This is a genomic window from Pseudomonas sp. PS02302 (assembly GCF_029959585.1).
Classification (GTDB): Bacteria; Pseudomonadota; Gammaproteobacteria; order Pseudomonadales; family Pseudomonadaceae; genus Chryseomonas; species Chryseomonas aestiva.
Genome location: NZ_JASCON010000053.1, coordinates 1 through 22,315, shown reverse-complemented (window position 1 = coordinate 22,315; position 22,315 = coordinate 1). Strand labels below are relative to the sequence as shown.

16 protein-coding genes and 1 pseudogene are annotated in these 22,315 nt (G+C 66.7%); 9 read left to right on the top strand and 8 right to left on the bottom strand.

All coding sequences use genetic code 11. The features are described from left to right. Positions 1-67: 67 nt before the first annotated feature. From QMX82_RS26095 to QMX82_RS17220, 6 genes and pseudogenes are all read left to right on the top strand, one after another. Positions 68-1,132: pseudogene (locus tag QMX82_RS26095) on the top strand (HAMP domain-containing protein); the annotation flags it as partial. Positions 1,133-1,225: 93 nt separating this feature from the next. Then, positions 1,226-1,990: a methyl-accepting chemotaxis protein gene (locus QMX82_RS26090; protein WP_374941207.1), complete on the top strand. Its 765-nt coding sequence runs from the start codon at positions 1,226-1,228 to the stop codon at positions 1,988-1,990. 339 nt (positions 1,991-2,329) lie between these two features. Continuing rightward, positions 2,330-7,192, top strand: a complete 4,863-nt coding sequence (locus QMX82_RS17235; protein ID WP_282285819.1) for a PAS domain S-box protein — start codon at positions 2,330-2,332, stop codon at positions 7,190-7,192. Further along, positions 7,189-8,127, top strand: a complete 939-nt coding sequence (locus tag QMX82_RS17230; protein ID WP_208692862.1) for a diguanylate cyclase domain-containing protein — start codon at positions 7,189-7,191, stop codon at positions 8,125-8,127. The genes QMX82_RS17235 and QMX82_RS17230 overlap by 4 nt, the downstream gene beginning before the upstream one ends. A 284-nt stretch (positions 8,128-8,411) precedes the next feature. Continuing rightward, entirely contained in the window at positions 8,412-9,422 is a 1,011-nt protein-coding gene (locus QMX82_RS17225) for an AI-2E family transporter (RefSeq protein ID WP_133862255.1), read from the top strand. Next, on the top strand, positions 9,422-9,856 hold the full coding sequence (locus QMX82_RS17220; protein WP_208692852.1) for an NUDIX hydrolase: 435 nt from the start codon (positions 9,422-9,424) through the stop codon (positions 9,854-9,856). The genes QMX82_RS17225 and QMX82_RS17220 overlap by 1 nt, the downstream gene beginning before the upstream one ends. 12 nt (positions 9,857-9,868) lie before the next feature. Here QMX82_RS17220 and QMX82_RS17215 read toward each other — a convergent pair whose 3' ends face one another. From QMX82_RS17215 to QMX82_RS17200, 4 genes are all read right to left on the bottom strand, one after another. Next, on the bottom strand, positions 9,869-10,111 hold the full coding sequence (locus QMX82_RS17215) for a hypothetical protein (RefSeq protein WP_133862253.1): 243 nt from the start codon (positions 10,109-10,111) through the stop codon (positions 9,869-9,871). 184 nt (positions 10,112-10,295) lie between these two features. Next, positions 10,296-11,207, bottom strand: a complete 912-nt coding sequence (gene pbpG, locus QMX82_RS17210; protein WP_037006760.1) for a D-alanyl-D-alanine endopeptidase — start codon at positions 11,205-11,207, stop codon at positions 10,296-10,298. Positions 11,208-11,449: 242 nt separating this feature from the next. Then, complete coding sequence (locus tag QMX82_RS17205; RefSeq protein ID WP_208692850.1) at positions 11,450-12,985, bottom strand: acetyl-CoA hydrolase/transferase family protein; 1,536 nt, start codon at positions 12,983-12,985, stop codon at positions 11,450-11,452. Between the two features lie 958 nt (positions 12,986-13,943). Next, a complete protein-coding gene (locus QMX82_RS17200) occupies positions 13,944-15,395 on the bottom strand; it encodes an anion permease (protein ID WP_282285812.1) in 1,452 nt (483 codons plus the stop codon). Positions 15,396-15,699: 304 nt separating this feature from the next. On the opposite strand from QMX82_RS17200, the gene QMX82_RS17195 reads away from it, so the two are divergent. Then, positions 15,700-16,224 carry a gamma carbonic anhydrase family protein gene (locus tag QMX82_RS17195; RefSeq protein ID WP_282285810.1) on the top strand — a complete coding sequence of 175 codons (525 nt, stop codon included), beginning with the start codon at positions 15,700-15,702 and terminating at the stop codon, positions 16,222-16,224. 788 nt (positions 16,225-17,012) lie between these two features. On the opposite strand, the gene QMX82_RS17190 is transcribed toward QMX82_RS17195, so the two are convergent. From QMX82_RS17190 to QMX82_RS17180, 3 genes are all read right to left on the bottom strand, one after another. Next, positions 17,013-17,936 (bottom strand): SdiA-regulated domain-containing protein, encoded by a 924-nt coding sequence (locus QMX82_RS17190; RefSeq protein ID WP_282285808.1) that lies wholly within the window; start codon positions 17,934-17,936, stop codon positions 17,013-17,015. A gap of 70 nt (positions 17,937-18,006) precedes the next feature. Beyond that, complete coding sequence (locus QMX82_RS17185) at positions 18,007-18,912, bottom strand: SdiA-regulated domain-containing protein (RefSeq protein ID WP_208692844.1); 906 nt, start codon at positions 18,910-18,912, stop codon at positions 18,007-18,009. A 138-nt stretch (positions 18,913-19,050) separates the two neighbouring features. Beyond that, on the bottom strand, positions 19,051-19,716 hold the full coding sequence (locus QMX82_RS17180; protein ID WP_208692842.1) for a fumarylacetoacetate hydrolase family protein: 666 nt from the start codon (positions 19,714-19,716) through the stop codon (positions 19,051-19,053). A gap of 239 nt (positions 19,717-19,955) precedes the next feature. On the opposite strand from QMX82_RS17180, the gene serA reads away from it, so the two are divergent. Continuing rightward, positions 19,956-21,185, top strand: a complete 1,230-nt coding sequence (gene serA, locus QMX82_RS17175) for a phosphoglycerate dehydrogenase (protein ID WP_208692839.1) — start codon at positions 19,956-19,958, stop codon at positions 21,183-21,185. Between the two features lie 171 nt (positions 21,186-21,356). On the opposite strand, the gene rpiA is transcribed toward serA, so the two are convergent. Then, the gene (gene rpiA, locus QMX82_RS17170) at positions 21,357-22,031 is read right to left on the bottom strand and encodes a ribose-5-phosphate isomerase RpiA (RefSeq protein ID WP_208692837.1); all 675 of its coding nucleotides are present in this window, start codon (positions 22,029-22,031) and stop codon (positions 21,357-21,359) included. 124 nt (positions 22,032-22,155) lie between these two features. On the opposite strand from rpiA, the gene QMX82_RS17165 reads away from it, so the two are divergent. Further along, positions 22,156-22,315 (top strand): pyridoxal-phosphate dependent enzyme (locus tag QMX82_RS17165; RefSeq protein WP_282285839.1); only part of this gene is annotated, 160 nt, incomplete at its 3' end.

Below are 22,315 nucleotides of genomic sequence, written 5' to 3'. Positions count from 1 at the left end.
CTGTCGCTCCGCTCAAGTCGTAACGTATGTGCCCGATAACGAGTGACCGCCATGCCCTGAATCCGGCATGGCTCCACCCTGGCCACGGACGCAGACCTGTATGAAGCGACACCTGAAATTCAGCCACAAGATCCTGCTGGTCGCGGCGCTGGTGATCTCCACCGCGTTGGCCGCTTCCGCCGGTTTCAACGCCTACCTGCAACGCCAGGCCATCGACCAGAGTCTGAGCGCCAACCTTGCGGAAACCGGTCGGGTCACCGCCGGCAACGTCGCCTATTGGCTGGATGCGCGGGTCAAGCTCATCGAAGGCGAAGCCCAGACCCTGGCGCGCGATCGTTCGCCCGCCGGCCTGGTCGGTCTGCTGGACCAGAAGATCTACACAGGTACCTTCGATTCCACCTACCTGGGCGAGGTGGACGGCACCTACACCACCCGTCCGCTGCGCACCCTGCCGGCCGGCTACGATCCGCGCAAGCGACCCTGGTACGCGGCCGCCACCGCCGCCGGCGCCACGGTGCTGACCCCGCCCTATATCTTCGCCTCTTCCGGACAGCTGGGCGTGACCATCGCCACCCCGCTGCAGCGCGACGGCCAACTGGCCGGTGTGGTGGCCGGCGACCTCAACCTCTCGGCGCTGGTGGAGATCATCACCTCGCTCAACGTCGGTGGCCTGGGCGAAGCCTTCCTGGTCGACGGCGACGGCAAGGTGCTGGTCAGCAGCCATCCCGAGCAGGTGCTCAAGACCCTCAAGGACGTCTTCCCCGAGCAGACGCCGTCCCTGCAGCCGGGTCTGCACGCCGTCAGCCAGAATGGCAGCGACCGCCTGGTGAGCTTTACCCCGGTCAATGGCCTGCCCTCGGTCAAGTGGTACCTGGGCCTGTCCATCGACCAGGCCAAGGCCTACGCCCCGGTGACCCAGGCACGCAACCTGGCCATCGTCGCCACCCTGGTGGCGGTGGTCGCTATCATCCTGCTGCTGGGGCTGCTGATCCGCGTGCTGCTGCGCCCGCTGCATGACCTGACCCGCGCCATGGCCGACATCGCCGAAGGCGAGGGCGATCTGACCCGCCGCCTGCCGGTGCAGGCCCGCGACGAATTCGGCGCCCTGGCCGAGGCCTTCAACAAGTTCGTGGCGCGCATCCATACCTCGATCCGCGACGTGGCGCAGAGCACCGGCGAGCTGAATCAGGGCACGCGCCGGGTGCTGGAGTCGTCGCAATCCTCCATGCAACAGTCGGATCTGCAGGCCCAGCGCACCACCAGCGTGGCCGCCGCCATCAACGAACTGGGCGCCGCCGCCCAGGAGATCGCCCGCAATGCCGCCCATGCTTCCGGCGAGGCCAGTACCGCCCGCGCCCAGGGCGAGGAGGGCCGCGAGGTGCTGGACGAAGCCCTGCACGCCATGCAGGCGCTGTCGGCCAAGATCGGCACCAGTTGCGAGCATATCGAGGCACTTAACGGCAAGACCGCCAACATCGGCCAGATCCTCGAGGTCATCCGCGGTATCTCCGAGCAGACCAACCTGCTGGCGCTCAATGCCGCCATCGAGGCGGCCCGCGCCGGTGAGGCCGGGCGTGGCTTCGCCGTGGTGGCCGACGAGGTACGCTCCCTGGCCAGCCGCACCCAGAGTTCGGCGCAGCAGATCCAACAGATGATCGAGGAACTGCAGACCGGCTCGCGCGACGCCGTGGCGCTGATGCAGGAAAGCCAGCGGCAGAGCGCCCACAGCATGCAGGTGGCCAAGAGCGCCGGCGAGCGGCTGGGCAGCGTGACCGAGCGCATTGGCGAGATCGACGGCCAGAACCAGTCGGTGGCCACCGCGACCGAGGAGCAGACCTCGGTGGTGGAGACCCTGAACATGGACATCAGCGAGATCAATCTGCTGAACCAGCAGGGCGTCGACAACCTCCAGGCCACCCTGGCGGCCTGTACCGCCCTGGAAGCCGAGGCCGGCCGCCTGCAGCGGCTGGTGGGTGGCTTCCGCATCTGATTCCTGGGGGTGTTGAAAGGGAGCGCCGACGCCAGGTCGGCGCTCCCTTTTTGCTGTCCGGCAGGTCAGCAAATCGCCCCTGGACGCTGATTGGGCCTAGACCACTCGTCAGAAACAGTAAAACTAATTAGCGCGTGAACTTGCTCTGGCCTGCCGCTTTGCGCGGATCGCCCGCTGCGCCTCGGCCCGACGACCAATCCGCGGTATCAAGAAAGCCTTTTTTCCCGCCGATGGGCTAGCTGTTACCGCCAGGTCTGGTGGAGGCCCTGCTCCGTCCGCGCTTCCCGCTCCTGGCACCGCCTAACCTACGGCGTGGCACCCTTTGCCACCAGGGGCTTCATGTTCAGCAGGCTGTGCAAATCCTCTCGCGTACGCTGGAGTCTCGGCGTCTTTCTGTTCGGCGTCCTGTTGACCAGCCTGACCATGCGCCATCTGACCGAGCGCAATGAACAGCAGCTGCGCAGCGCCCTGGACGACGTTGCCGATGACGTTCGCGATCAGGTGCTGGATCGGCTGCGCATCTACGAATACAGCTTGATCGGCATGCGTGATGTGGTGGTGGTCGCCGGCAGCAGTCTGTCGCGCGAGCTGCTCGGCGACTACGGGCGGGTCCACGATCTGGGCCAGGAGTTTCGCGGTGCCCGCGGCGTCGGCTTCATCCGCCGCGTGCCTCAGGCCGACGAGGCCGCCTTTCTCGCCAGGGCCCGTGCCGATGGCTGGCCGGATTTCACCATCCATCCCTTCGCCTCCCACGCAGGCGATCGCTACGTCGTCCAGTACCTCGAACCCGCCTGGCGCAATCTGAAGGCCATCGGCCTGGATGCGGCGTCCGATCCCATCCGCCGCGAGGCCGCTGTGCTGGCCATGCGGCATGCCGACATCCACCTCACCGGTCCGTTGCAGCTGCAGGCCTCCCAGCCGCCGGAGCCCGGCTTTCTGATGCTGCTGCCCATCTACCAGGGCGGGCAGGCGCCGGCCGATCCGACTGCCCGCGAGGCGGCCACCCTGGGGTGGTCCTATGTGCCCCTGAGCATCGATGAGATGTTCGGCAGCATGCGCCTGAACATTCCCGGGCTGATCATCCGGCTGAGCGATGTGACCGTTCCCGAGGCCCCCAGCCTGTTCTATCGCCAGGGCGAAAAAGAGGCGCAGGGCGCCGAGGCGCCGACCGAGCGGCGGCTGGTGCAGGAGGTCTATGGCCGCCAATGGCAACTGGCGTTCACCGCCACCCCGGCTTTCGTCGCCGCCCAGCACCTGGTCTCGGTGCCGCTGGTCCACCTGTTCGGCAAGCTGTTCAGCCTGCTGGCCGCCGGCCTCACCTTCGCCGTGATGACCACGCGCCAGCGGCGCCGCCAGTACCAGCAGGACCAGGCCAATCTCACCGCGGTGGTGGAAAGCTCGTCCGACGGCATCATCAGCAAGGACCTCCAGGGCGTGGTGCTGAGCTGGAACCACGCCGCGGAGGAGCTGTTCGGCTACAGCGCCAGCGAAGCCGTGGGCCAGCGCCTGCTCGATCTGGTGGTGCCCACCGAACTCGAACACGAAGAGCGGTCGGTGCTCGCCCGCATCGGTCGCGGCGAGCCGGTGCCGCACTTCGAGACCCGTCGCCAGCACCGCGACGGCCACCTCATCGAGGTGCTGGTCAGCGTCTCGCCCATGCGCGGCCGTGACGGCCGGGTCATCGGCGCCTCCAAGACGGTGCGCGACATCTCGCTGCAGAAGGCCGCCCAGGCCGAGATCCTGGCACTCAATGCCCGGCTGGAAGAGCAGGTGGCCCAGCGCACCGTCGAACTCAGCCAGACCAACCGCCTGCTCGGCGACGTGCTGCGCGCGGCCTCGGAGGTGGGCATCATCGCCACCGACCACGAAGGTCGCATCACCCTGTTCAATGAAGGCGCCGAGCGCCTGCTGGGCTATCGCGCCGCCGAGGTGGTGGGGCTCTGGCAGGCCAGCGACTTCCATCTGCCGGAAGAACTGGCGACCCAGGGCGTGGCCCTGGAAGCCGAATACGGCCTGCCGGTCACCGGCTTCCGGGTGCTGGTGGAGCGCTCGGAGCGCGCCGGTGCAGACGCCCGCGAGTGGACCTTCGTCCGGCGCGACGGCGAACACCGCGACGTCAGCCTGGTGGTGACCACCATGCGCGATGTCTCGGGCCAGGTCAGCGGCTACCTGGGCATCGCCTCCGACGTCACCGAGCGCAAGGCCGCCGAGCAGGAGCTGGCTGCCAGCCTGGCCCTGACCCGGGCGATCCTGGACACCGCGGTCAGCCCCATCGTCACCGTAGACAGCAATGGCCTGGTGCGCTCCTTCAACCCCGCCGGCGAACGCATCTTCGGCTATTGCGCGGCCGAGGTGATCGGTCAACCCGTCCGCCGGCTGATTCCCGGCTATCTGGCCGGCTACGAGGCGCTGTTCAGCTGCTCGCAGGCGGCGCCCGACGACAAGGCCGCTCAACAGGGCCAGGAAATGGAGGGGCGCCGGGCGGACGGCAGTGTCTTCCCGATCACCCTGAGCCTGGGGGTGATGTGGACCGATGGCGAGCGCCTGGCGGTGGCCATCATCGCCGACATCACCGAACAGAGTCGCCAGCGCCAGGCGCTCGTGCAGACCCGCGATCAGCTGACCATGGCCGCCGACGTCGCCCAGCTGGGCATCTGGTGCTGGCAGCCCGACACCGGCCAGGTGCAGTGCAACGAGCGGATGTTCGATCTCTACGAATGGAGCGAGGAGCAGCGCACGCGCGGCATCACCTACAACGACTGGCGCGACCGCGTGCACCCCGACGACCTGGGCAGCGCCGAAGAGCGCCTGGGCGCCGCCATGGCCGGGCGCGCGGTGTTCGATCCGGTGTTCCGCATCCGCCGTCGGGATGGCTCGCTGCGCCATATCATCGCCGGCGCCCGCACCGAGCGCGATCCGCGCGGCCGGGTATTGCGGGTAGTGGGCATCAACCGCGACATCACCGAACAGCTGGAGCTGGAACACCGGTTGCGCGAGGAGCGCACCCGCGCCGACCTGGCCAGCCAGGCCAAGTCGTCCTTCCTGGCCAACATGAGCCACGAGATCCGTACGCCGATGAACGCCGTGCTGGGCATGCTGCAACTGCTGCAGCGCACCACGCTCGACGCGCGCCAGGGCGACTACCTGACCAAGGCCCAGCAGGCGGCGCGTTCGCTGCTGGGGCTGCTCAACGACGTGCTGGACTATTCCAAGATCGAAGCCGGCAAGCTGCAGCTGGATGTCCATCCCTTCAGCCTGGAGCAGGTGCTGCGCAACCTGGGCGTGGTGCTCTCCGGCAACAGCAGCGAAAAGAACGTCGAGATCAACTACCACCTGGATGCCGGACTGCCCACCGCCCTGATCGGCGACAGCCTGCGGCTGCAGCAGATCCTCATCAACCTGGCCGGTAACGCCCTCAAGTTCACCGAAGCGGGGCAGGTGCTGGTCAGCGTGCGCCAGCTGTCGCGGGACGATGGCCAACTGCGCCTGGAATTCTCGGTGCAGGACACCGGCATCGGCATCAGCCCGGCGCATCAGGAGCAGCTGTTCCAGGGCTTCACCCAGGCCGAGGCCTCGATCAGCCGGCGCTTTGGCGGGACCGGGCTGGGCCTGGCCATCTGCAAGCGCCTGGTGGAGCTGATGGATGGCCAGTTGCAGGTGGAAAGCGAGCTGGGGGTGGGCAGCCGCTTCTGGTTCGATGCCGCCCTGGCGGTGGACAGCCAGGGCGAGGCCCAGCTGGCGCCGGTACGCCGGCGGGTGCTGCTGGCCGACGACAACACCCTGGTCGGCGAGGTGCTGGTGGAAACCCTGGCCGCCCTCGGCTGGCAGGTGGACCTGGTCACCAGCGGCGCCGCCGCCCTCGCGCGGGTCGCCGAGGCCCAGCAGCAGGCGCAGCCCTATGAGGCGGTGCTCATGGACTGGCGCATGCCCGACGGCGATGGCCTGCTGGCGGCCCGACAGCTGCGCGAGCGGCAGGCCGACAACCGACCCAAGGTCATCATGCTCACCGGTTTCGGCCGCGACTTCCTGTCCGAAACCCAGCAGAGCGCCGATGCGCCCTTCGACGACTACCTGACCAAGCCGGTGACCCCGGCGCAGATCGTCGAGGTGGTGGAGCGGGCCCTGGGCGCCGAGATTCCGGCTGGTGTGCACGCCGCCGCGGTGGTCGACGAGAGCCACCGGCTGGCAGGCCTGCGCCTGCTGGTGGTGGAAGACAATGCCCTCAACCGCCAGGTGGCCGCCGAGCTGCTGCTGGCCCAGGGCGCCCAGGTGGAACTGGCGGAAGGCGGTCTGGAAGGGGTCGAGCGGGTGCTCTCCGGCGCGCCGCTGGACGTGGTCATCATGGACATGCAGATGCCCGACATCGACGGCCTGGAAGCCACCCGCCGCATCCGCGCCGACGGACGTTTCCGTACCCTGCCGATCCTGGCGATGACCGCCAATGCCTCCCATACCGATCGCGACGCCTGCCTGGCCGCCGGCATGGACGACCATATCGGCAAGCCCATCGACCTGGAATTGCTGGTCGCCCGCCTGCAACGCCTGACCGGCCAGGAGGTCAGCGTCGCGCCCGTTGCCGCGCCGGTCGGCGAGGATTGCCAGGTGGAACCCCTGAGTCTCGTCCTGCGCCGCTTCGGAGGCGATGCCCGGCTGTTCGGCTCGCTGCTGGAACGCTTCGCCGAGGACTCCGTCAGCCTGCTGGAAGGGCTCGCCCGAGCCTGGCACGCCGCCGACAGCGAGGCAGCGGTGGCCGTACTACACTCCCTCAAGGGCAGCGCCGGCACCATGGGTGCCCAGCGCCTGGCCGCGCGTGCCGCCGAGGGCGAACGCGCCGGCAAGGCCGGCGCGGGTGTCCCCCCGGAGGTGGCGATGGAACTGACGACCCTGCGACAGCTGCTCGACGAAGCCCTGGTCGAATTGCGCAGCGCCCTGGCCGAGCTCCTGCCACCGCCCGTCATTGCCGAAACGGCAGTCGCAAACGCAACCCACACCGACCCCCAGGTCGACTGGCGCGCCCGGCTGGACGAACTCGAACAGCTGCTCAGCCAGGGCAATCTCGACGCCCTGGAACTGATCGCCGAGCTGCCCGTGCACTGCCGCGCCGCAGCCCAGGTGCGCTACGACCTCTTGCGCGCCCAGGTCGAGACCCTCGACTTCACCGCGGCGCTCATTACCCTGCCTGATCTGAAGGAAGCCCTATGACTCCGCCGACCGCGCAGGCCGCCGGACGCAGCAAGCCCAAGCTGCTGATCGTCGACGACCAACCGCTGAACATCCGCATCCTCCACGAACTCTTTCGCCAGGATTGCGAGACCCTGATGGCCACCAGTGGCGCCCAAGCCTTGCAACTGGCCCTGGCCCAGCAGCCGGATCTGATCCTGCTCGACGTGATGATGCCCCAGCTCGATGGCCACGAGGTCCTGCGGCGATTGCAGGCCGAGCCCGCCACGGCCGCCATCCCGGTGATCTTCGTCACCGGCCAGGAAGGCCCCGACGAAGAGGTGACCGGCCTGGAACTCGGCGCGGTGGACTTCATCAGCAAGCCGATCAATCCGGTCATCGTCCGCGCCCGGGTGCGCACCCAGCTGACCCTCAAGGCGCAACGCGACGCCCTGCGCAGCATCGCCCTGGTCGATGGCCTCACCGGCGTCGCCAATCGCCGCCAGTTCGACGAAGCGCTGCTGCGCGGCTGGCGCCAGAGTCAGCGCGAAGGCACGCCGTTTTCGCTGATCCTCATGGATATCGATCACTTCAAGGCCTACAACGACCACTATGGCCATCTGGCCGGCGACCAGTGCCTGCGCCAGGTCGCCCAGGCCCTGGGCCAGGGGCTGTTCCGACCCTATGACCTGCTGGCGCGCTACGGCGGCGAGGAATTCGGCTGCCTGCTGCCGGGCACCGACCTGGAAGGCGCTACCCAGGTCGCCGAGCGGCTGCTGCAGCAGGTGCACGACCAGCGCCTGACCCACGGCTATTCCTCGGTGACCGGCTACGTCACCCTGAGTCTGGGCGTGGCCACCGCGCTGCCGCCGACCGCGGTCGATCCGGCCGCCCTGATCACCGCCGCCGATGCCCAGCTCTATGCGGCCAAGCACCAGGGCCGCGCCCGGGTCTGTGCCGCGGAACTGGCCAACTGAGACGAGGGGCGCCAAAGCGCCCGTTCGGGTAACGGAGGTCCGGGCGTTCTTCGCTGTCTAGTGTGGTGTTTCAGACGTTCGCGCAAGAAGTGGCGAGTGATTTTTGTTCCTGGTCTAGGCGCCGGGACGAGTCATGGCAGGGCTATGGCGAGCAGGGGCAACGACGTCCAGGGACAAAAGGCGCCGGCAAAATTGCCTAGATAACTTTTGAAACACCACACTAGGCTGGGCGGCGAGGCGGCAGACTGTCAGACTGCGGGCAGGGATTCTGCCGCCGGTAATCTATGTACGCCTTCACGCAACGCCAGGCCATCTTGGCCAGCTGGATCATCGTCTTCACCGCGCTCTATCTGGTTCTCCCGCTCAAGCTCCTGCCCAGCCTGCTGGCCGGCCTGCTGGTGTACGAACTGGTCAACACCCTGGCCGGGCGCCTGCAGCGGCAGATGCCCGGCGGCGGCGCGCGCTGGCTCGCCGTGGCCCTGCTCGGCGCCCTGGTGGTGAGCCTGCTGACGCTGTTCTTCGTCTGGTTCACCAGCTTCATCATCCAGGAAGTCCAGAACCCCGGACGCCTGCTGGACAAGTTCATGGTGCTCACCGAGCGCGCCCGTGCCCAGTTGCCGCCTTCGCTGGATGCCTACCTGCCGGCCAACGCCGACAGCATGAAGCAGGAGCTGGTGGAATGGGTACGCGCCCATGTGGCGCAACTGCAGCTGTTCGGTCGCGACGCGGCACGGACCTTCGTCATCGTGCTGATCGGCATGATCCTCGGTGCCATCGTCGCGCTGCAGCCCACGCCTGATCCCGAGCGCCTGCGCCCACTGTCCGGCGCGCTGCTGGTGCGTCTCGGCCTGGTGGCCCAGGCCTTTCGCAACATCGTCTTCGCCCAGATCAAGATCTCGCTGCTCAACACCACCCTGACCGGCATCTTCCTGCTCGGCGTGCTGCCGCTGTTCGATGTCCATCTGCCGCTGGCCAAGACCCTGGTGATCCTCACCTTCATCCTTGGCCTGCTGCCGGTGATCGGCAACCTGATGTCCAACACCCTGATCTTCATCGCCGGCCTGTCGCTGTCGATCTGGGTCGCGGTGGCGGCCCTGGGCTACCTGATCGCCATCCACAAGCTGGAGTACTTCCTCAACGCCCGCATCGTCGGCGGCCAGATCAGCGCCCGTTCCTGGGAATTGCTGGTGGCCATGCTGGTGTTCGAGGCGGCCTTCGGCCTGCCCGGGCTGGTGGCGGCGCCGGTGTACTACGCCTATCTCAAGAGCGAGTTGAGGGCCGAAGGGCTGGTTTGATGAGCGATCAGATTCGCGTCCTGGCGCTCTGTGTGCTGCGCCAGGACAAGCGCATCCTGGTGCGCGAGACGCGGGATCCGCAGGATGGCCGAAGCTTCTGTCGGCCCCTGGGCGGTGGCGTGGAATTCGGCGAAACCAGCCTGGCGGCCGTGCGGCGCGAGATGCGCGAGGAACTGGGCGTCGAACTGGCCGAGGTGAGGCTGCTGGGCACCCTGGAATCGCTGTTCAGCTACGCCGGGCGGCCGGGCCACGAGGTGGTGCTGGTCTACGCCGCCGAATTCGTTGATCGGCAGCTCTATGCGCAGACCGAGCTGCCTGGTCAGGAGAGCGATGGTGAGGCCTTCATGGCCACCTGGCGGCCGCTCGATTCCTTCGACGACAGCTGTCGGCTGGTACCCGAAGGCCTGCTGGCGCTTCTCGCTAGCGCTGCCTGAAGCCGCGCCCCCTCACTGACGATCCAGATTCGCCCACATGCGTTGCCAGAAGGCACCGGCCTCCTCATTGATGGCGCGCCAGCGCTGCTCCAGGCGTTCGCGCTCGGGCGTACCCAGGTCCTCCGGGCAGGCCAGGTAGCGATCGGCGGCGGCCTGGGCCTCGGCCTGCAGGCGGCGCCATTCGCGCACGTCATCCAGCCAGCAGCGGCCGGTGATGGTTTCGTAGTACTCGTGGGCGATCGCGTCTTTGCTCATAGGGCGTTCCAGGTAGGGGATACAGCCCTAGACCGCGCCTTATGCCCGGGGTGCCCGTCTTGGCGGTCAAAGAGGTCCAGGCGGCCGATTCGCCAGGGGCGGCAGGCGTCCGTTCTTCAAGTGCCAGGTGCTGGACAGCAGGAAGCCGCGTCGAGACGCGGCTTCCTGGCGTGCCAGACAGGACTTACTGCCGCGCCAGCACCGTGCTGCGACCGGCCTTGGGCGCGCCCGGCAGAGGGCTCAGGGCACCGGTTTCCAGCCAGCGGCGCACGCGGGTGGCGTCGGCCATGTGGGTGAACTTGCCGAAGGCGTCCATTACCACGAAGGCCACCGGACGACCGGCCATCACGGTACGCATCACCAGGCAGTGACCGGCCTTGTCGGTGTAGCCGGTCTTGGTCAGCTGCACGCTCCAGTCGGCGTTGTAGACCAGGTGGTTGGTGTTGCGAAAGCCCAGCACATAGTTGGGGTTGTGGAAGGCCTGGGTCTTTTCCGGGGTGGTGCTGAGCTGGCCGAGCAGCGGGTAGTGCTCGGTGGCCTTGAGCAGGGTGACCAGGTCGCGTGCGGTGGAGACGTTCAGCGGCGACAGGCCGGTGGGTTCGGCGTAGCGGGTGTTTCTCATGCCCAGGGCGCGGGCCTTGGCATTCATGGCGGCGACGAAGGCCCGCTGGCCACCCGGATAGTGATGGGCGAGGCTGGTAGCGGCGCGATTTTCCGAGGACATCAGCGCCAGTTGCAGCATGTCGCGCCGGGTCAGCTGGCTGCCCAGGCGCACCCGCGAGAAGATGCCGCGCATGGCCGGATTCTCGCTGATGTCGATGTCGATGGTCTGCTCCAGCGGCAGCCGGGCATCGAGCACCACCATGGCGGTCATCAGCTTGGTCACCGAAGCGATGGGGGCGACCTGGTCGGGATTCTGGGAAAAGAGTACCTGGTTGGTCTTGAGGTCGACGACCAGGGCGTGGTTCGAGGCCAGGCGCTGAGCGGTGGCGGCCGCCGCGGCCTTGACCTTCGGTGGGGTCTGGGCCAGGACGGCCGGACTCAGCCCGACCAAGCCAGCCAGCAATAGGCCGGCAAGTTGATGACAGATCTTCACGGTGGCAGCTCTCAAAAGGGGGGCGGGGTTAGAACAACCGCGAACGGCAATGCCCCTTGCAGATCAAGGACATTGCTCAGAGATTTCACGTCTTTTATCACCCGGAATGTCGGCTGGGAATCCGACAAGGCAGCTTTTTACACAGCGCGCTGGCAAAAAGTCACAATAAGTTGCATATGGCCGACGGACGGCGGGGATGGCGGAGCGAAAGGGCGCCCGAGAGGCCTCGGGCGCCTTGCCTTTCAGTCGTGGGCTTCTTGGGCGGTGGGGCCGAGCATGCTGCCGGTGACCAGGTAGCGTTCGTGCCAGGCCAGCGCCTCGGGCAGCAGGTGCGGGGTGTGCTTGCCGTGGCTGCCGGCCAGGGCGCGTTCGAAATAATCCTCCAGCGCCGGACGGAAGCTCGGGTGCACGCAGTGCTCCAGGATGGCCCGGGCGCGCTGCTTGGGGCTGAGCATGCGCAGGTCGGCCAGGCCCTGGTCGGTGACGATCACCGAGACATCGTGCTCAGTGTGGTCGACGTGACTGACCATGGGCACCAGGGTCGAGATCAGCCCGTTCTTGGCCATGCTCGGCGCCATGAACACCGACAGATAGGCATTGCGGGCGAAGTCGCCGGAGCCGCCGATGCCGTTCATCATCCCGGTGCCCATCTGGTGGGTGGAGTTGACGTTGCCATAGAGGTCGGCTTCGAGCATGCCGTTCAGGGCGATGCAGCCCAGCCGTCGCACCAGTTCCGGATGATTGCTCACGCCCTGCTGGCGCAGGATGATGCGCTGGCGCAGCGACTCGGCGTGCTCGACGAAGCGCTCGATGCCCGCCGGACTCAGGGAAAAGGACGTGGCCGAGGCCAGCTCCATCTTGCCGCTGATGAGCAGTTCCAGCATGCCGTCCTGGATCACCTCGGTGAAGGCGGTCAGCCCGGCGAATTCGCTCTCGGCCAGGCCCTGCATGAAGGCGTTGGCGATGTTGCCGACCCCCGACTGGAGCGGCAGCAGATTGGCCGGGATACGGCCCTGGCGTACCTCGAAGCGCAGGAAGTCCAGCAGGTGCGCGGCGATGGCCTGGGAAGCGGCGTCCGGGGCCTTGAACGGACTGTTGCGGTCGGGGGCATCGGTCTCCACCACGGCCACCACCTTGTCCAGCGGCACTTCCAGATAGGGCGAGCCGATGCGGTCGCCGGGATGCGCCAGGGGGATGGGCGTGCGGTGGGGCGGCAGGGCGCCGTCGGTGTAGATGTCGTGCATGCCGTCCAGGGCGTCGGGCTGCCAGCGATTGACCTCCAGGATCACCGCATCGGCCATGTCCAGCCAGGTCTTGTTGTTGCCCACCGAAGAGGAGGGCACCAGCAGACCGTCTTCGCGAATGGCGGCGATCTCCACCACCGCCACGTCGATCTTGCCGAAGAAGCCATAGCGCACCTTTTCCGCCAGCTGGCCCAGGTGGATGTCCATGTACTCCAGGCCACCGGCGTTGATGCGACTGCGCAACTCCGGATCGGACTGGAAGGGTACCCGCAACTCGATGCCATCGACCCGCGCCAGGGCGCCGTCCAGCTCCGGTGCGGTGGACGCGCCGGTCAGCACCTTGATGCGGAAGGGCTCGCCGGCGCCGTGGCTGGCGGTGATGCGCTGGGCCAGGGCGCCGGGCACGGCCTTGGGATAACCGGCCCCGGTGAAGCCGCTCATGCCCACGGTCATGCCGTGACGAATGAACTGCGCGGCCTGCTCGGCGCTCTGGCGCTTGGCAGCGAAACCGGGATGGCGAATACGGTGGGACATGACGACCTCTGCGGGTGTTATCGAAAGCACACTAAGAATGTGGATTCTACGCCGAAGGGATGCTTAGGTCCCTAAGCAAAAGGTCGGGTGGGCGAAGGAATTTTTGGGGAGGGGTGTAGATTGGGTTCGGTAGGTTGGGTTGAGCGTAGCGAAGCCCAACGGTGCCCAAGCCAACCATCGTCTTGATGTGCTAGCTGATTATCGAGTTTTGCTGGCACTTCTTGTTTCGCTCTTCCGAGCGAGTCACTTTTGTCAGTCGCGGCTGCGCGCCCCGGACAAAAGTAACCAAAAACGCTTGCCCCGACCATCCGGCCTTCCGCTTCGCTCCAGGTCCGCTCACGCCAGCGCCGTTCCGGGGTCGGTCCAGATGGGCCGTCCATGGCCCACTGGACCTCTCGCCGCATCCATGCGGCTCGACCCACTCCACGACACTGGCGTTCGCCCTCCTGAACGGGGCGATTCGCCAGCCTGAAAGTGTTAGTTGAAGAGCCACAACCGTCCGTAGCGTGGACAACGGCGAAGCCTTGTCCACTGTTAGTGTAGGTACCTTCCAGTGGAAAACGCTGCGCGGTTTTCCACGCTACGACCCCTGAACTCCAAATCCTCAGGCTGGCGTCCCGTCCCCTCAGTGAGGCCGAGTTCCGGTGTCGTGGCGGGGGTTGCGAGGCAGGACGCCGAGCGAGGCGCGAGGGGCAGGAAGCACCTTCGTGCCGTGCCCCTGCCACGGCGCCGGAGCGAGGGAACCCGGAGCGCAGCGGAGGGCCGAAGCGTGGGGATAAGCGTTTTTGGTTACTTTTTTGGCGAATGCAAAAAGTAACTCGCCCGGGTGGGCGAAACAAAGCCCTCAGAGCACTCGATAAACAGCTAAGGCACCCATACCCCTAATCCGTTGGGCTTCGCTGTCGCTCAACCCAACCTACGGTACTCCGCCCGGGCCACCGGGCCCCCGACCTCGGCCTCACACCACCATCATGATCCACGGCACCCCGATCCCCAGCAGCACCAGCAGGAACAGCGCGCCGAAAATGGTCCCCAGTCGCCAGTAGTCGGCGCTGGGCAGGTAGCCGCTGCCGTAGTACACCGGGCTCGGCCCGGTGCCGTAGGGCGTGATGATGCCCATCAGCCCCAGCGAGGTGCCCAGCAGCAGGGCGAACACCGGCAGGTCGATGCCGGGGATGCCCATGCCGGCGGCCAGCATCACCGGCAGCAGCGCCGTGGTGTGGGCGGTGGAGCTGGCGAACAGGTAGTGGGCGAGAAAGAAGACCGCCACCAGCACCACCATGGCGGTGCCGGCGTGGAAGCCGCCCAGGTGGCCGGCGACCCACTGGCCGAACCAGGCGACGAAGCCGACCCGGGTCAGGCCGTCGGCCAGGGCCACCAGGGTGGCGAACCAGGCGAAGGTGTTCCAGGCGGCCTTGTTGCCCAGGGCGTCGTTCCAGGTGATGACCTTCAGCAGCAGCATCAGCACGATCACCAGGATGCCCACCAGCGCCGGATCGGCCCAGGCGGCGCCGAAGATCCACAGCGCCAGGGCGCCGATCACCAGGGCCAGCAGCAGCTTTTCATCGCGCGTCAGCGGGCCGAGTGCGGCCAGTTCCTTGGCCGCCCACAGCGGCACCTGGTCGTTGCGCTTGATCTCCGGCGGATACAGCCAGTAGGCCAGCAGCGGCAGCAGGGCCAGCAGCAGGATGCCCATGGGCGCGGCGGCGATGAACCACTGGCCCCAGCTGATGTGCACCTGGGCGGTCTTCTCGATCAGCGCGGCGGCCAGCAGATTGGGGGCGAGGGCGGTCAGGAACAGGGTACTGGTGACGCAGGTGGAGGAAATCGCCACCCACATCAGGTAGGAACCGATGCGCCGGGCGCTGGGGTCGTTGGGCTTGGAATCGTAGAGCAACGGCAGGTTGCGGATCACCGGGTAGACGGTGCCGCCGCTGCGCGCGGTGTTGGACGGGGTGAAGGGCGCGAGGGCCAGATCGGCCAGCATCACCGCGTAGCCCAGGGTCAGGGTGCGCCGGCCCATGGCCTTGACCAGCAAGAGGGCGATGCGTCGCCCGAGCCCGGTCTTCTCGTAGCCCAGGGCGAACATGAAGGCACTGAAGATCAGCCAGACGGTGTTGTTGGAAAAGCCCGCCAGGCCCCATTTCAACGCCTCCTGGGGGGCGCGAAAGCCCGGTGTCGCCAGTTGTGTCGGGCTGAACAGCACCCAGGGCGCCAGCAGGGCCACCACGGCCACCCCGATCAGGCCGACCACCGCGCCGGGCAGGGGTTCGAGGATCAGTCCCACCACCACGCCGGCGAAGAGGGCGAAGTACAGCCAGGCATGAGCGGGCAGGCCCTCCGGTGCGGGCAGCAACGCCAGCAGTCCGGTGACGGCGAGGGGCAGCAGGAATTTCCAGGTGGTACGCATCGGGCGCTCGCAGATTCCGGTGGTCTCGGGAAACCGGCCTGGGCCGGGATGGCTGACGGTGCTGTTCCAGAGGGCTGCGCGGTCAGCGGCAGCCAGCTTTGCAAAGGCCGGGCTGCTTTCCCAGCGCGCTGGCCGTGGTCATTCGTCGCAGTCCCGCGGTCTTAGGTTCCCTGAGGGCATTCTTTCGCTATCGAGAATGACTTGCAACAACGCGAAGGTGCCGGTCGTTGCCGATTGCGCCCGTCGCTCACCTCGGCGAACAATCGGACTTTCCGCCAACCCTAACAACACGAGGATGACCGCCATGAAGTACCGCCTGGGAGAACACCGCGTCGACGCCTATCCGCACAGCTGGGTCGCGCCTACCGCCGCGGTGATCGGCAAGGTCCGCCTGGATGAGGGCGCCAGCGTCTGGTTCGGCGCGGTGCTGCGTGGCGACAACGAGCTGATCCATATCGGCCCGGACAGCAATGTGCAGGACGGCGCCGTGCTGCACACCGATCCCGGCTCGCCGCTGACTCTGGGGCGTGGCGTCACCGTCGGCCACCAGGCCATGCTGCATGGCTGCGAAATCGGCGACGGCAGCCTGATCGGCATCCACGCCGTGGTGCTCAACGGCGCGCGCATCGGGCGCAACTGCCTGGTGGGCGCCAATGCCCTGGTCACCGAGAACGCGGTGATTCCCGACGGCTGCCTGGTGCTCGGCTCGCCGGCCAAGGTGGTGCGCACCCTGAGCGATGCCCAGCAGGCGCAGCTGGCGGCCAACGCCCAGGTCTATGTGGCCAATGCGCGGCGCTATCTGGAAGAGTTGTTCGAGCAGGGGGAGTAGGGCGACCGGGAGCCGCGTCCCGCGCTGGATGACCTTCTTCCTCCGAGCAAGGGCTGGGGTGAGGGAGAATCCGCGCCGGTCCGTTGGGCTTCCCTGCGCTCAACCCAATACCGGCTGCGTAGCGTGGAAAACGGCGCAGCCTTTTCCACAGGGGCATTAGTTACCAGGCGCGCCCTCACCCCAACCCTCTCCCAAAGGGAGAGGGGGCTGTCCGAGCAAGCGTTTGGGTCTAACGGTCCAGACGGGCCGCGATCCGTTGTCGCCACGCCATCCGCTAGTGCAGAACCACCCCCTCTCCCTCCGGGAGAGGGCTGGGGTGAGGGAAAAGCCGCTCCGGTTCGTTGGACTTCGCTGCGTTCAACCCAATCTACAAGGCAGGCAGAGCGCCCCGGCCGAAGCCGTAGCGTGGAAAACGGCGCAGCCTTTTCCACCTGAAGAGTTGTTGCCGGGCGCGCCCTCACCCCAACCCTCTCCCAAAGGGAGAGGGGGCTGTCCGAGCGAACATTCGTGTGCAGCGCCAAAGGCAGCTTCGCGATTCATTGTCGCCAGGTTATCCGCTAGCGCAGAACCACCCCCTCTCCCCTTGGGAGAGGGCTGGGTGAGGGAAAAGCCGCTCCGGTTCGTTGGGCTTCCCGGCGTTCAACCCAATACCGGCTGCGTAGCGTGGAAAACAGCGCAGCCTTTTCCACAGGGGCATTCGTTGCCAGACGTGCCCTCACCCCAACCCTCTCCCGGAGGGAGATAGGGCTGTCCGCGCAGGCTTATGGCTCCAGCAATAGCCCCCACCCTCACGGCTTCTCGAACCGATAGAACAGATTCGGCTCGCTGACCACGTACAGCCGGCCCTGGTCGTCCATGGCCACGCCTTCCGCCTGAGGCACGCTGCGGCTCAGGCCGTGCTGGCCGCGCAGCAGCGACAGCGAGCTGATCGGCTTGCCGTCGTCGTCCAGTTCGAGCACCAGGCGCGACTGATCCGAGAGCGCCAGCAGGTGGCCGGTGCCAGGATCGAATTGCAGGCTGGAGAGATCGCGCACGAACAGGCGGCGATCGCGTTGTGGATCCGTGCGCAGCGACAGCGCCTGCAGGCCTTCGAAGGCTTCGCTGCCCAGGCCGTCGATCTCGTAGATACGGACCGGATCGCTTTCCTTGGCGATGAAGAAGCGCTCGCGGGCCGCGTCATAGGCCAGGCCTTCGTTGCCGCGGTTGTCGCTTTGCACATCGCTGAGGCTGAAGGGATGGCTGACCTGGCGGTCGTCGACGTCCACCACCCGGGTGTCGGCGCCGATCCGTACCCGCACCAGGCGTTGGCGGCGCTCTTCGCTGATCATGTAGACGCCCGGCTTGATGTACTCGATGGCTTCCGGATCGCTGAAGCCCCTGAGCTCCACCTGGCGCAGCAGCCGGCCGTCCAGGTCCAGTTCGAGAAAGCGCGCCGGCTTGTTGGTGACGCTGACCAGGGTGCGGCGATCCGGATCGAAGCTTAGCGCCGAGACATCGGTGATGCCCTCGCCGATGGAGCGGGCTTCGACGGTGACCCGGTAGCTCGGCAGCCACAGCGAATGGGCCTGGCGGCTCTCGGCCTGGAGCTTGCTCTGGACGTTGAACAGGAGGCGTTCGAACAGCCGGTGCTGCTGGGCCACCAGGGTCAGGGCCAGCAGCAGGGCGCCGCCCAGCAAGGCGCCCAGGGTGCGAGGGGAAAGCAGCGGAAACATCGACAGGGTCCTGATGCGGTAATGCCGCGCAGCCTAAGGGCGCCACCCTGAATTCAAGCTGAATAGGCGCTCATTGCGCCGCTTTGGACACCTTGTGAAACACGTGGAAGAGATTGGGTTCACCAATCAGATAGAGATTGCCAGCTTCGTCGAGGGCCACGCCTTCCGGTTGCTCCATGGTCGCGTCCAGGCCGTGCAGGCCGCGTCTCAGGCTGATGAAGCTGACCGGTTGTCCCTCGGCGGTCAGCTCCACCAGGGTGTGGGACTGGTCGGACAGTGCCAGCAGGTGCCCGGTGCGCGGATCGACCGCCACCGCGGAATAGTCGATCACCAGCTGCTTCAGCGGAAAGGGCTGGAGGCTGCCGGATACGCCGCGGCCGTCGCTGGCCAGGGTGAAGAGGGCGGCCGGGTCGCGCTCCTTGCTGAGGATCAGGCGCTGGTGCCGCGGGTCCCAGGCGATGCCTTCGAAGCCCTTGTTGCCGGCGTCGGGAAAGCCCAGGTCGTGGTGCTCGAAGGTGTTGGCGTCCAGTTCCCGGGTGTCGTCGGCCAGCTGGAACAGCGACAGCCGCCGCTGGCGCTCGTCGACGATGGCCAGGCGCCCGTCCTGCAGGGCGCTCACGCCTTCCAGGTTGGACACGTTGCGGATCGGGATGCGTCTGAGGATGTCGCCGGTCAGGCTCAGCTGCACCAGGTAGGGGGTGCTGCCGGTGACGGCGAAGAGGGTGCGGGTACGGGGATCGTAGGTGAGATCGGAGGTCTCGGCCTCGGCCAGGCCCGGCAGTTGCTTGCCCTGGATCACCGCCTGGTAGTCCGGCAGCCAGACCGCCTGGGCGCGGACTTCCGGTGGCGTGCGGTATTCCTGCCACCAGAGCAGCGCCCGGTCGTTCCAGTGCCAGACGAAGGTGAGGACGATCAGCACCAGCAGGACAAAGGCGGGAAGCAGGCGCAACAGGATGAGGCGAGGGAGTCTGGACATGCGGGCTCGTACGGCTTCTTGTTATGGCTTGTCTGCAAAGTCGCTGAGCGTAGGCACTTTTCAGGCAAAGCCTGGAGCGTCGTGGCCGTGCCGGCACACCGTCGCCAGGCACCGGCCGGGCGACGGTGGGTGGCGGGGTTATAGCACGCGCGTTTCGAAGCGGCTAACGTCCGGCAGCTCCAGCACCAGGTCATCGCCCACGTTGAGAGGTCCGACACCCACCGGCGTGCCGGTGAGGATGACGTCGCCCGGTTGCAGGGAGAAATGCCCGGCGATGGCCTGGATCAGCGGCAGGATGGGATTGAGCATGTCGCGGCTGTTGCCGTCCTGGCGCACTTCGCCATTGATGGTCAGGCGCACCGGGATGTCGGCCAGGTCCTCGAAGGCATCGCCCGGCACGAAGGGCGCGAGCACGCAGGCGCCGTCGAAACTCTTGGCGATCTCCCAGGGATAGCCCTTTTCCTTGAGCCGGCCCTGCACCTCTCTGAGGGTCAGGTCCAGGGAAGGGGCGAAGCCGGAGATGGCGTCGCGCACCTCTTCGGCCGACGGCTTCTTCGACAGCGGCTTGCCGATCAGCACGGCGATCTCGGCCTCGTAGTGCACCGAACCCTGATCGGTGGGGATGGCGAAGCCCTCGGCCACCGGCACCACGCAACTGGCCGGCTTGATGAACAGCAGGGGCTCGGTGGGAACCGGGTTGTTCAGCTCCTTGGCGTGCTCGGCGTAGTTGCGGCCGATGCAGACGACCTTGCCCAGGGGAAAGTGGATCTTGGTGCCATCGAGGTACTGGTGCTGGTAGGCCATCTGGTGCTCCTGGTGAGTGGCGTCTGCGGGCGATCTTGACCCCATGATCTTAACCAAAAGCGGGGGCCGCGGCGCGGTCCTGGTCGCAAGGCGCTCATGGTCGCCCTGAGAAAGCTTCAGGTCGCAATCGGACCTGCATGCGGCGGCTCATGCTAAGATGGCCCCCCCTTTGCCGCTGGCTGAACTGGCCTGCGCCGCGCCGGCATCCTTACTCCCTGGACACTCTGGATTCAACGCAGATGAGCAAGACTTCCCTCGACAAGAGCAAGATCCGCTTCCTTCTCCTGGAAGGCGTCCACCAGTCCGCCGTGGATATCCTGAAGTCCGCGGGTTACAGCAACATCGAGTACGTCACCAGCTCCCTGCCGGATGCCCAGCTCAAGGAAAAGATCGCCGACGCCCACTTCATCGGCATCCGCTCGCGCACCCAGCTCACCGAAGAGGTGTTTGACTGCGCCAAGAAGCTGGTCGCGGTCGGCTGCTTCTGCATCGGCACCAACCAGGTCGACCTGCAGGCCGCCCGCGAGCGCGGCATCGCGGTGTTCAACGCGCCCTATTCCAACACCCGTTCGGTCGCCGAACTGGTGCTGGCCGAGGCCATCCTGCTGCTGCGCGGCATCCCGGCCAAGAACGCCTCCTGCCACCGTGGCGGCTGGATCAAGAGCGCGGCCAATTCCTTCGAGATCCGTGGCAAGAAGCTGGGCATCATCGGCTACGGCTCCATCGGCACCCAGCTGTCGGTGCTGGCCGAGGGCCTGGGCATGCAGGTGTTCTTCTATGACGTCATCACCAAGCTGCCCCTGGGCAACGCCCAGCAGGTCGGCTCCCTGACCGAACTGCTCGGCATGAGCGACATCGTCACCCTGCACGTGCCGGAAACCCCCGCCACCCAGCTGATGATGGGTGAGCGCGAGATCCGCGCCATCAAGAAGGGCGGCATCCTGATCAACGCCGCCCGCGGCACCGTGGTCGATCTCGACGCCCTGGCCGCCGCCATCAAGGACGAGCACCTGATCGGCGCCGCCATCGACGTCTTCCCGGTGGAGCCGCGCTCCAACAACGACGAATTCGTCTCGCCGCTGCGTGGCCTGGACAACGTCATCCTGACCCCGCACATCGGTGGCTCCACCGCCGAGGCCCAGGCCAACATCGGCCTGGAAGTGGCCGAGAAGCTGGTCAAGTACAGCGACAACGGCACCTCGGTGTCCTCGGTCAACTTCCCCGAAGTGGCCCTGCCGTCGCATCCGGGCAAGCACCGCCTGCTGCACATCCACCAGAACGTGCCGGGCGTGCTGTCGGAGATCAACCGCGTCTTCTCCGAGAGCGGCATCAACATCTCCGGTCAGTACCTGCAGACCGACGAGAAGGTCGGCTACGTGGTGATCGACGTCGACGCCGACTACTCCGACCTGGCCCAGGAAAAGCTGCAGAACATCAAGGGCACCATCCGTTGCCGCTTGCTGTTCTAAGCGTTAATGCACCATGAAAAAGCCCCGGTCGGGTTCGCCTGACCGGGGCTTTTTTGCTTTCGTGCTGGCCGCGATAAACGCCGAAGCGTGGATAACGGCGCAGCCTTATCCACTGGCCTCGCCCCGCGCTCACCTGTGGAAAACGCTGACGCGGTTTTCCACACTACGGATTCAGCTGCGCTCCAGCCGCTCCACGCCCTGGGCGGTGCCCAGCAGCAGCACGTCCGCCGGGCGGGCGGCGAAGAGGCCGTTGGCGACCACGCCGACGATGTTGTTGATCTTGGCTTCCAGACCCAGCGGATCGACGATGTGCATATTGTGCACGTCGAGGATGACGTTGCCGTTGTCGGTCACCACGCCGTCGCGGTATTCCGGGTCGCCGCCCAGCTTGACCAGTTCGCGGGCCACATAGCTGCGGGCCATGGGGATGACTTCCACCGGCAGCGGGAATTCGCCGAGCACCTCGACGCGCTTGCTGGCGTCGGCGATGCAGATGAAGGTGCGCGCCACGGCGGCGACGATCTTCTCGCGGGTCAGGGCCGCGCCGCCGCCCTTGATCAGGTTGAGGTGGCCGTCGGCTTCGTCGGCGCCATCCACGTAGAATTCCAGGTTGTTGACACCGTTGAGGTCATAGACGGTAATGCCATGGCTCTTCAGCCGGTCGGCGGTGGCCTGGGAGCTGGCCACGGCGCCGTCGAATTCCAGCTTGTGCTTGGCCAGCAGGTCGATGAAGAAGTTGGCGGTCGAGCCGGTGCCCACGCCGATCACGCTGTCGCGGGAGAGCTGGGGAAGGATGAGGTCGACCGCGGCCTGGGCGACGGCCTGCTTGAGCTGGTCCTGATTCATGGGGGTATCCGCGAAACGGGTGGAGGGTCGCCGATTATAGCCGCTCGGACGGCCTGGCTAACCCACCCGGGAGTGCTCGTAGTAGACTTTTCGCCCCCGCCGCACCCACCGGATCGCCCCGCCGATGCTCGAACAGTACGTGAAGAAGACCCTGCTCGCCCCCGTCTACGACGTGGCGATCGAAACGCCCCTGCAACCGGCGCGGGCGCTGTCCGAGCGGCTGGGCTGCCAGGTGCTGCTCAAGCGCGAAGACCTGCAGCCGGTGTTTTCCTTCAAGATCCGCG

What these genes read in the sequence shown, in the direction of transcription:
- QMX82_RS26090 (WP_374941207.1), top strand. Translation starts at nt 1,226, where the DNA reads ATGCAACAGTCGGATCTGCAGGCCCAGCGCACCACCAGCGTGGCCGCC.
- QMX82_RS17235 (WP_282285819.1), top strand. Translation starts at nt 2,330, where the DNA reads ATGTTCAGCAGGCTGTGCAAATCCTCTCGCGTACGCTGGAGTCTCGGC.
- QMX82_RS17230 (WP_208692862.1), top strand. Translation starts at nt 7,189, where the DNA reads ATGACTCCGCCGACCGCGCAGGCCGCCGGACGCAGCAAGCCCAAGCTG.
- QMX82_RS17225 (WP_133862255.1), top strand. Translation starts at nt 8,412, where the DNA reads ATGTACGCCTTCACGCAACGCCAGGCCATCTTGGCCAGCTGGATCATC.
- QMX82_RS17220 (WP_208692852.1), top strand. Translation starts at nt 9,422, where the DNA reads ATGAGCGATCAGATTCGCGTCCTGGCGCTCTGTGTGCTGCGCCAGGAC.
- QMX82_RS17215 (WP_133862253.1), bottom strand. Translation starts at nt 10,111, where the DNA reads ATGAGCAAAGACGCGATCGCCCACGAGTACTACGAAACCATCACCGGC.
- QMX82_RS17205 (WP_208692850.1), bottom strand. Translation starts at nt 12,985, where the DNA reads ATGTCCCACCGTATTCGCCATCCCGGTTTCGCTGCCAAGCGCCAGAGC.
- QMX82_RS17200 (WP_282285812.1), bottom strand. Translation starts at nt 15,395, where the DNA reads ATGCGTACCACCTGGAAATTCCTGCTGCCCCTCGCCGTCACCGGACTG.
- QMX82_RS17195 (WP_282285810.1), top strand. Translation starts at nt 15,700, where the DNA reads ATGAAGTACCGCCTGGGAGAACACCGCGTCGACGCCTATCCGCACAGC.
- QMX82_RS17190 (WP_282285808.1), bottom strand. Translation starts at nt 17,936, where the DNA reads ATGTTTCCGCTGCTTTCCCCTCGCACCCTGGGCGCCTTGCTGGGCGGC.
- QMX82_RS17185 (WP_208692844.1), bottom strand. Translation starts at nt 18,912, where the DNA reads ATGTCCAGACTCCCTCGCCTCATCCTGTTGCGCCTGCTTCCCGCCTTT.
- QMX82_RS17180 (WP_208692842.1), bottom strand. Translation starts at nt 19,716, where the DNA reads ATGGCCTACCAGCACCAGTACCTCGATGGCACCAAGATCCACTTTCCC.
- serA (WP_208692839.1), top strand. Translation starts at nt 19,956, where the DNA reads ATGAGCAAGACTTCCCTCGACAAGAGCAAGATCCGCTTCCTTCTCCTG.
- rpiA (WP_208692837.1), bottom strand. Translation starts at nt 22,031, where the DNA reads ATGAATCAGGACCAGCTCAAGCAGGCCGTCGCCCAGGCCGCGGTCGAC.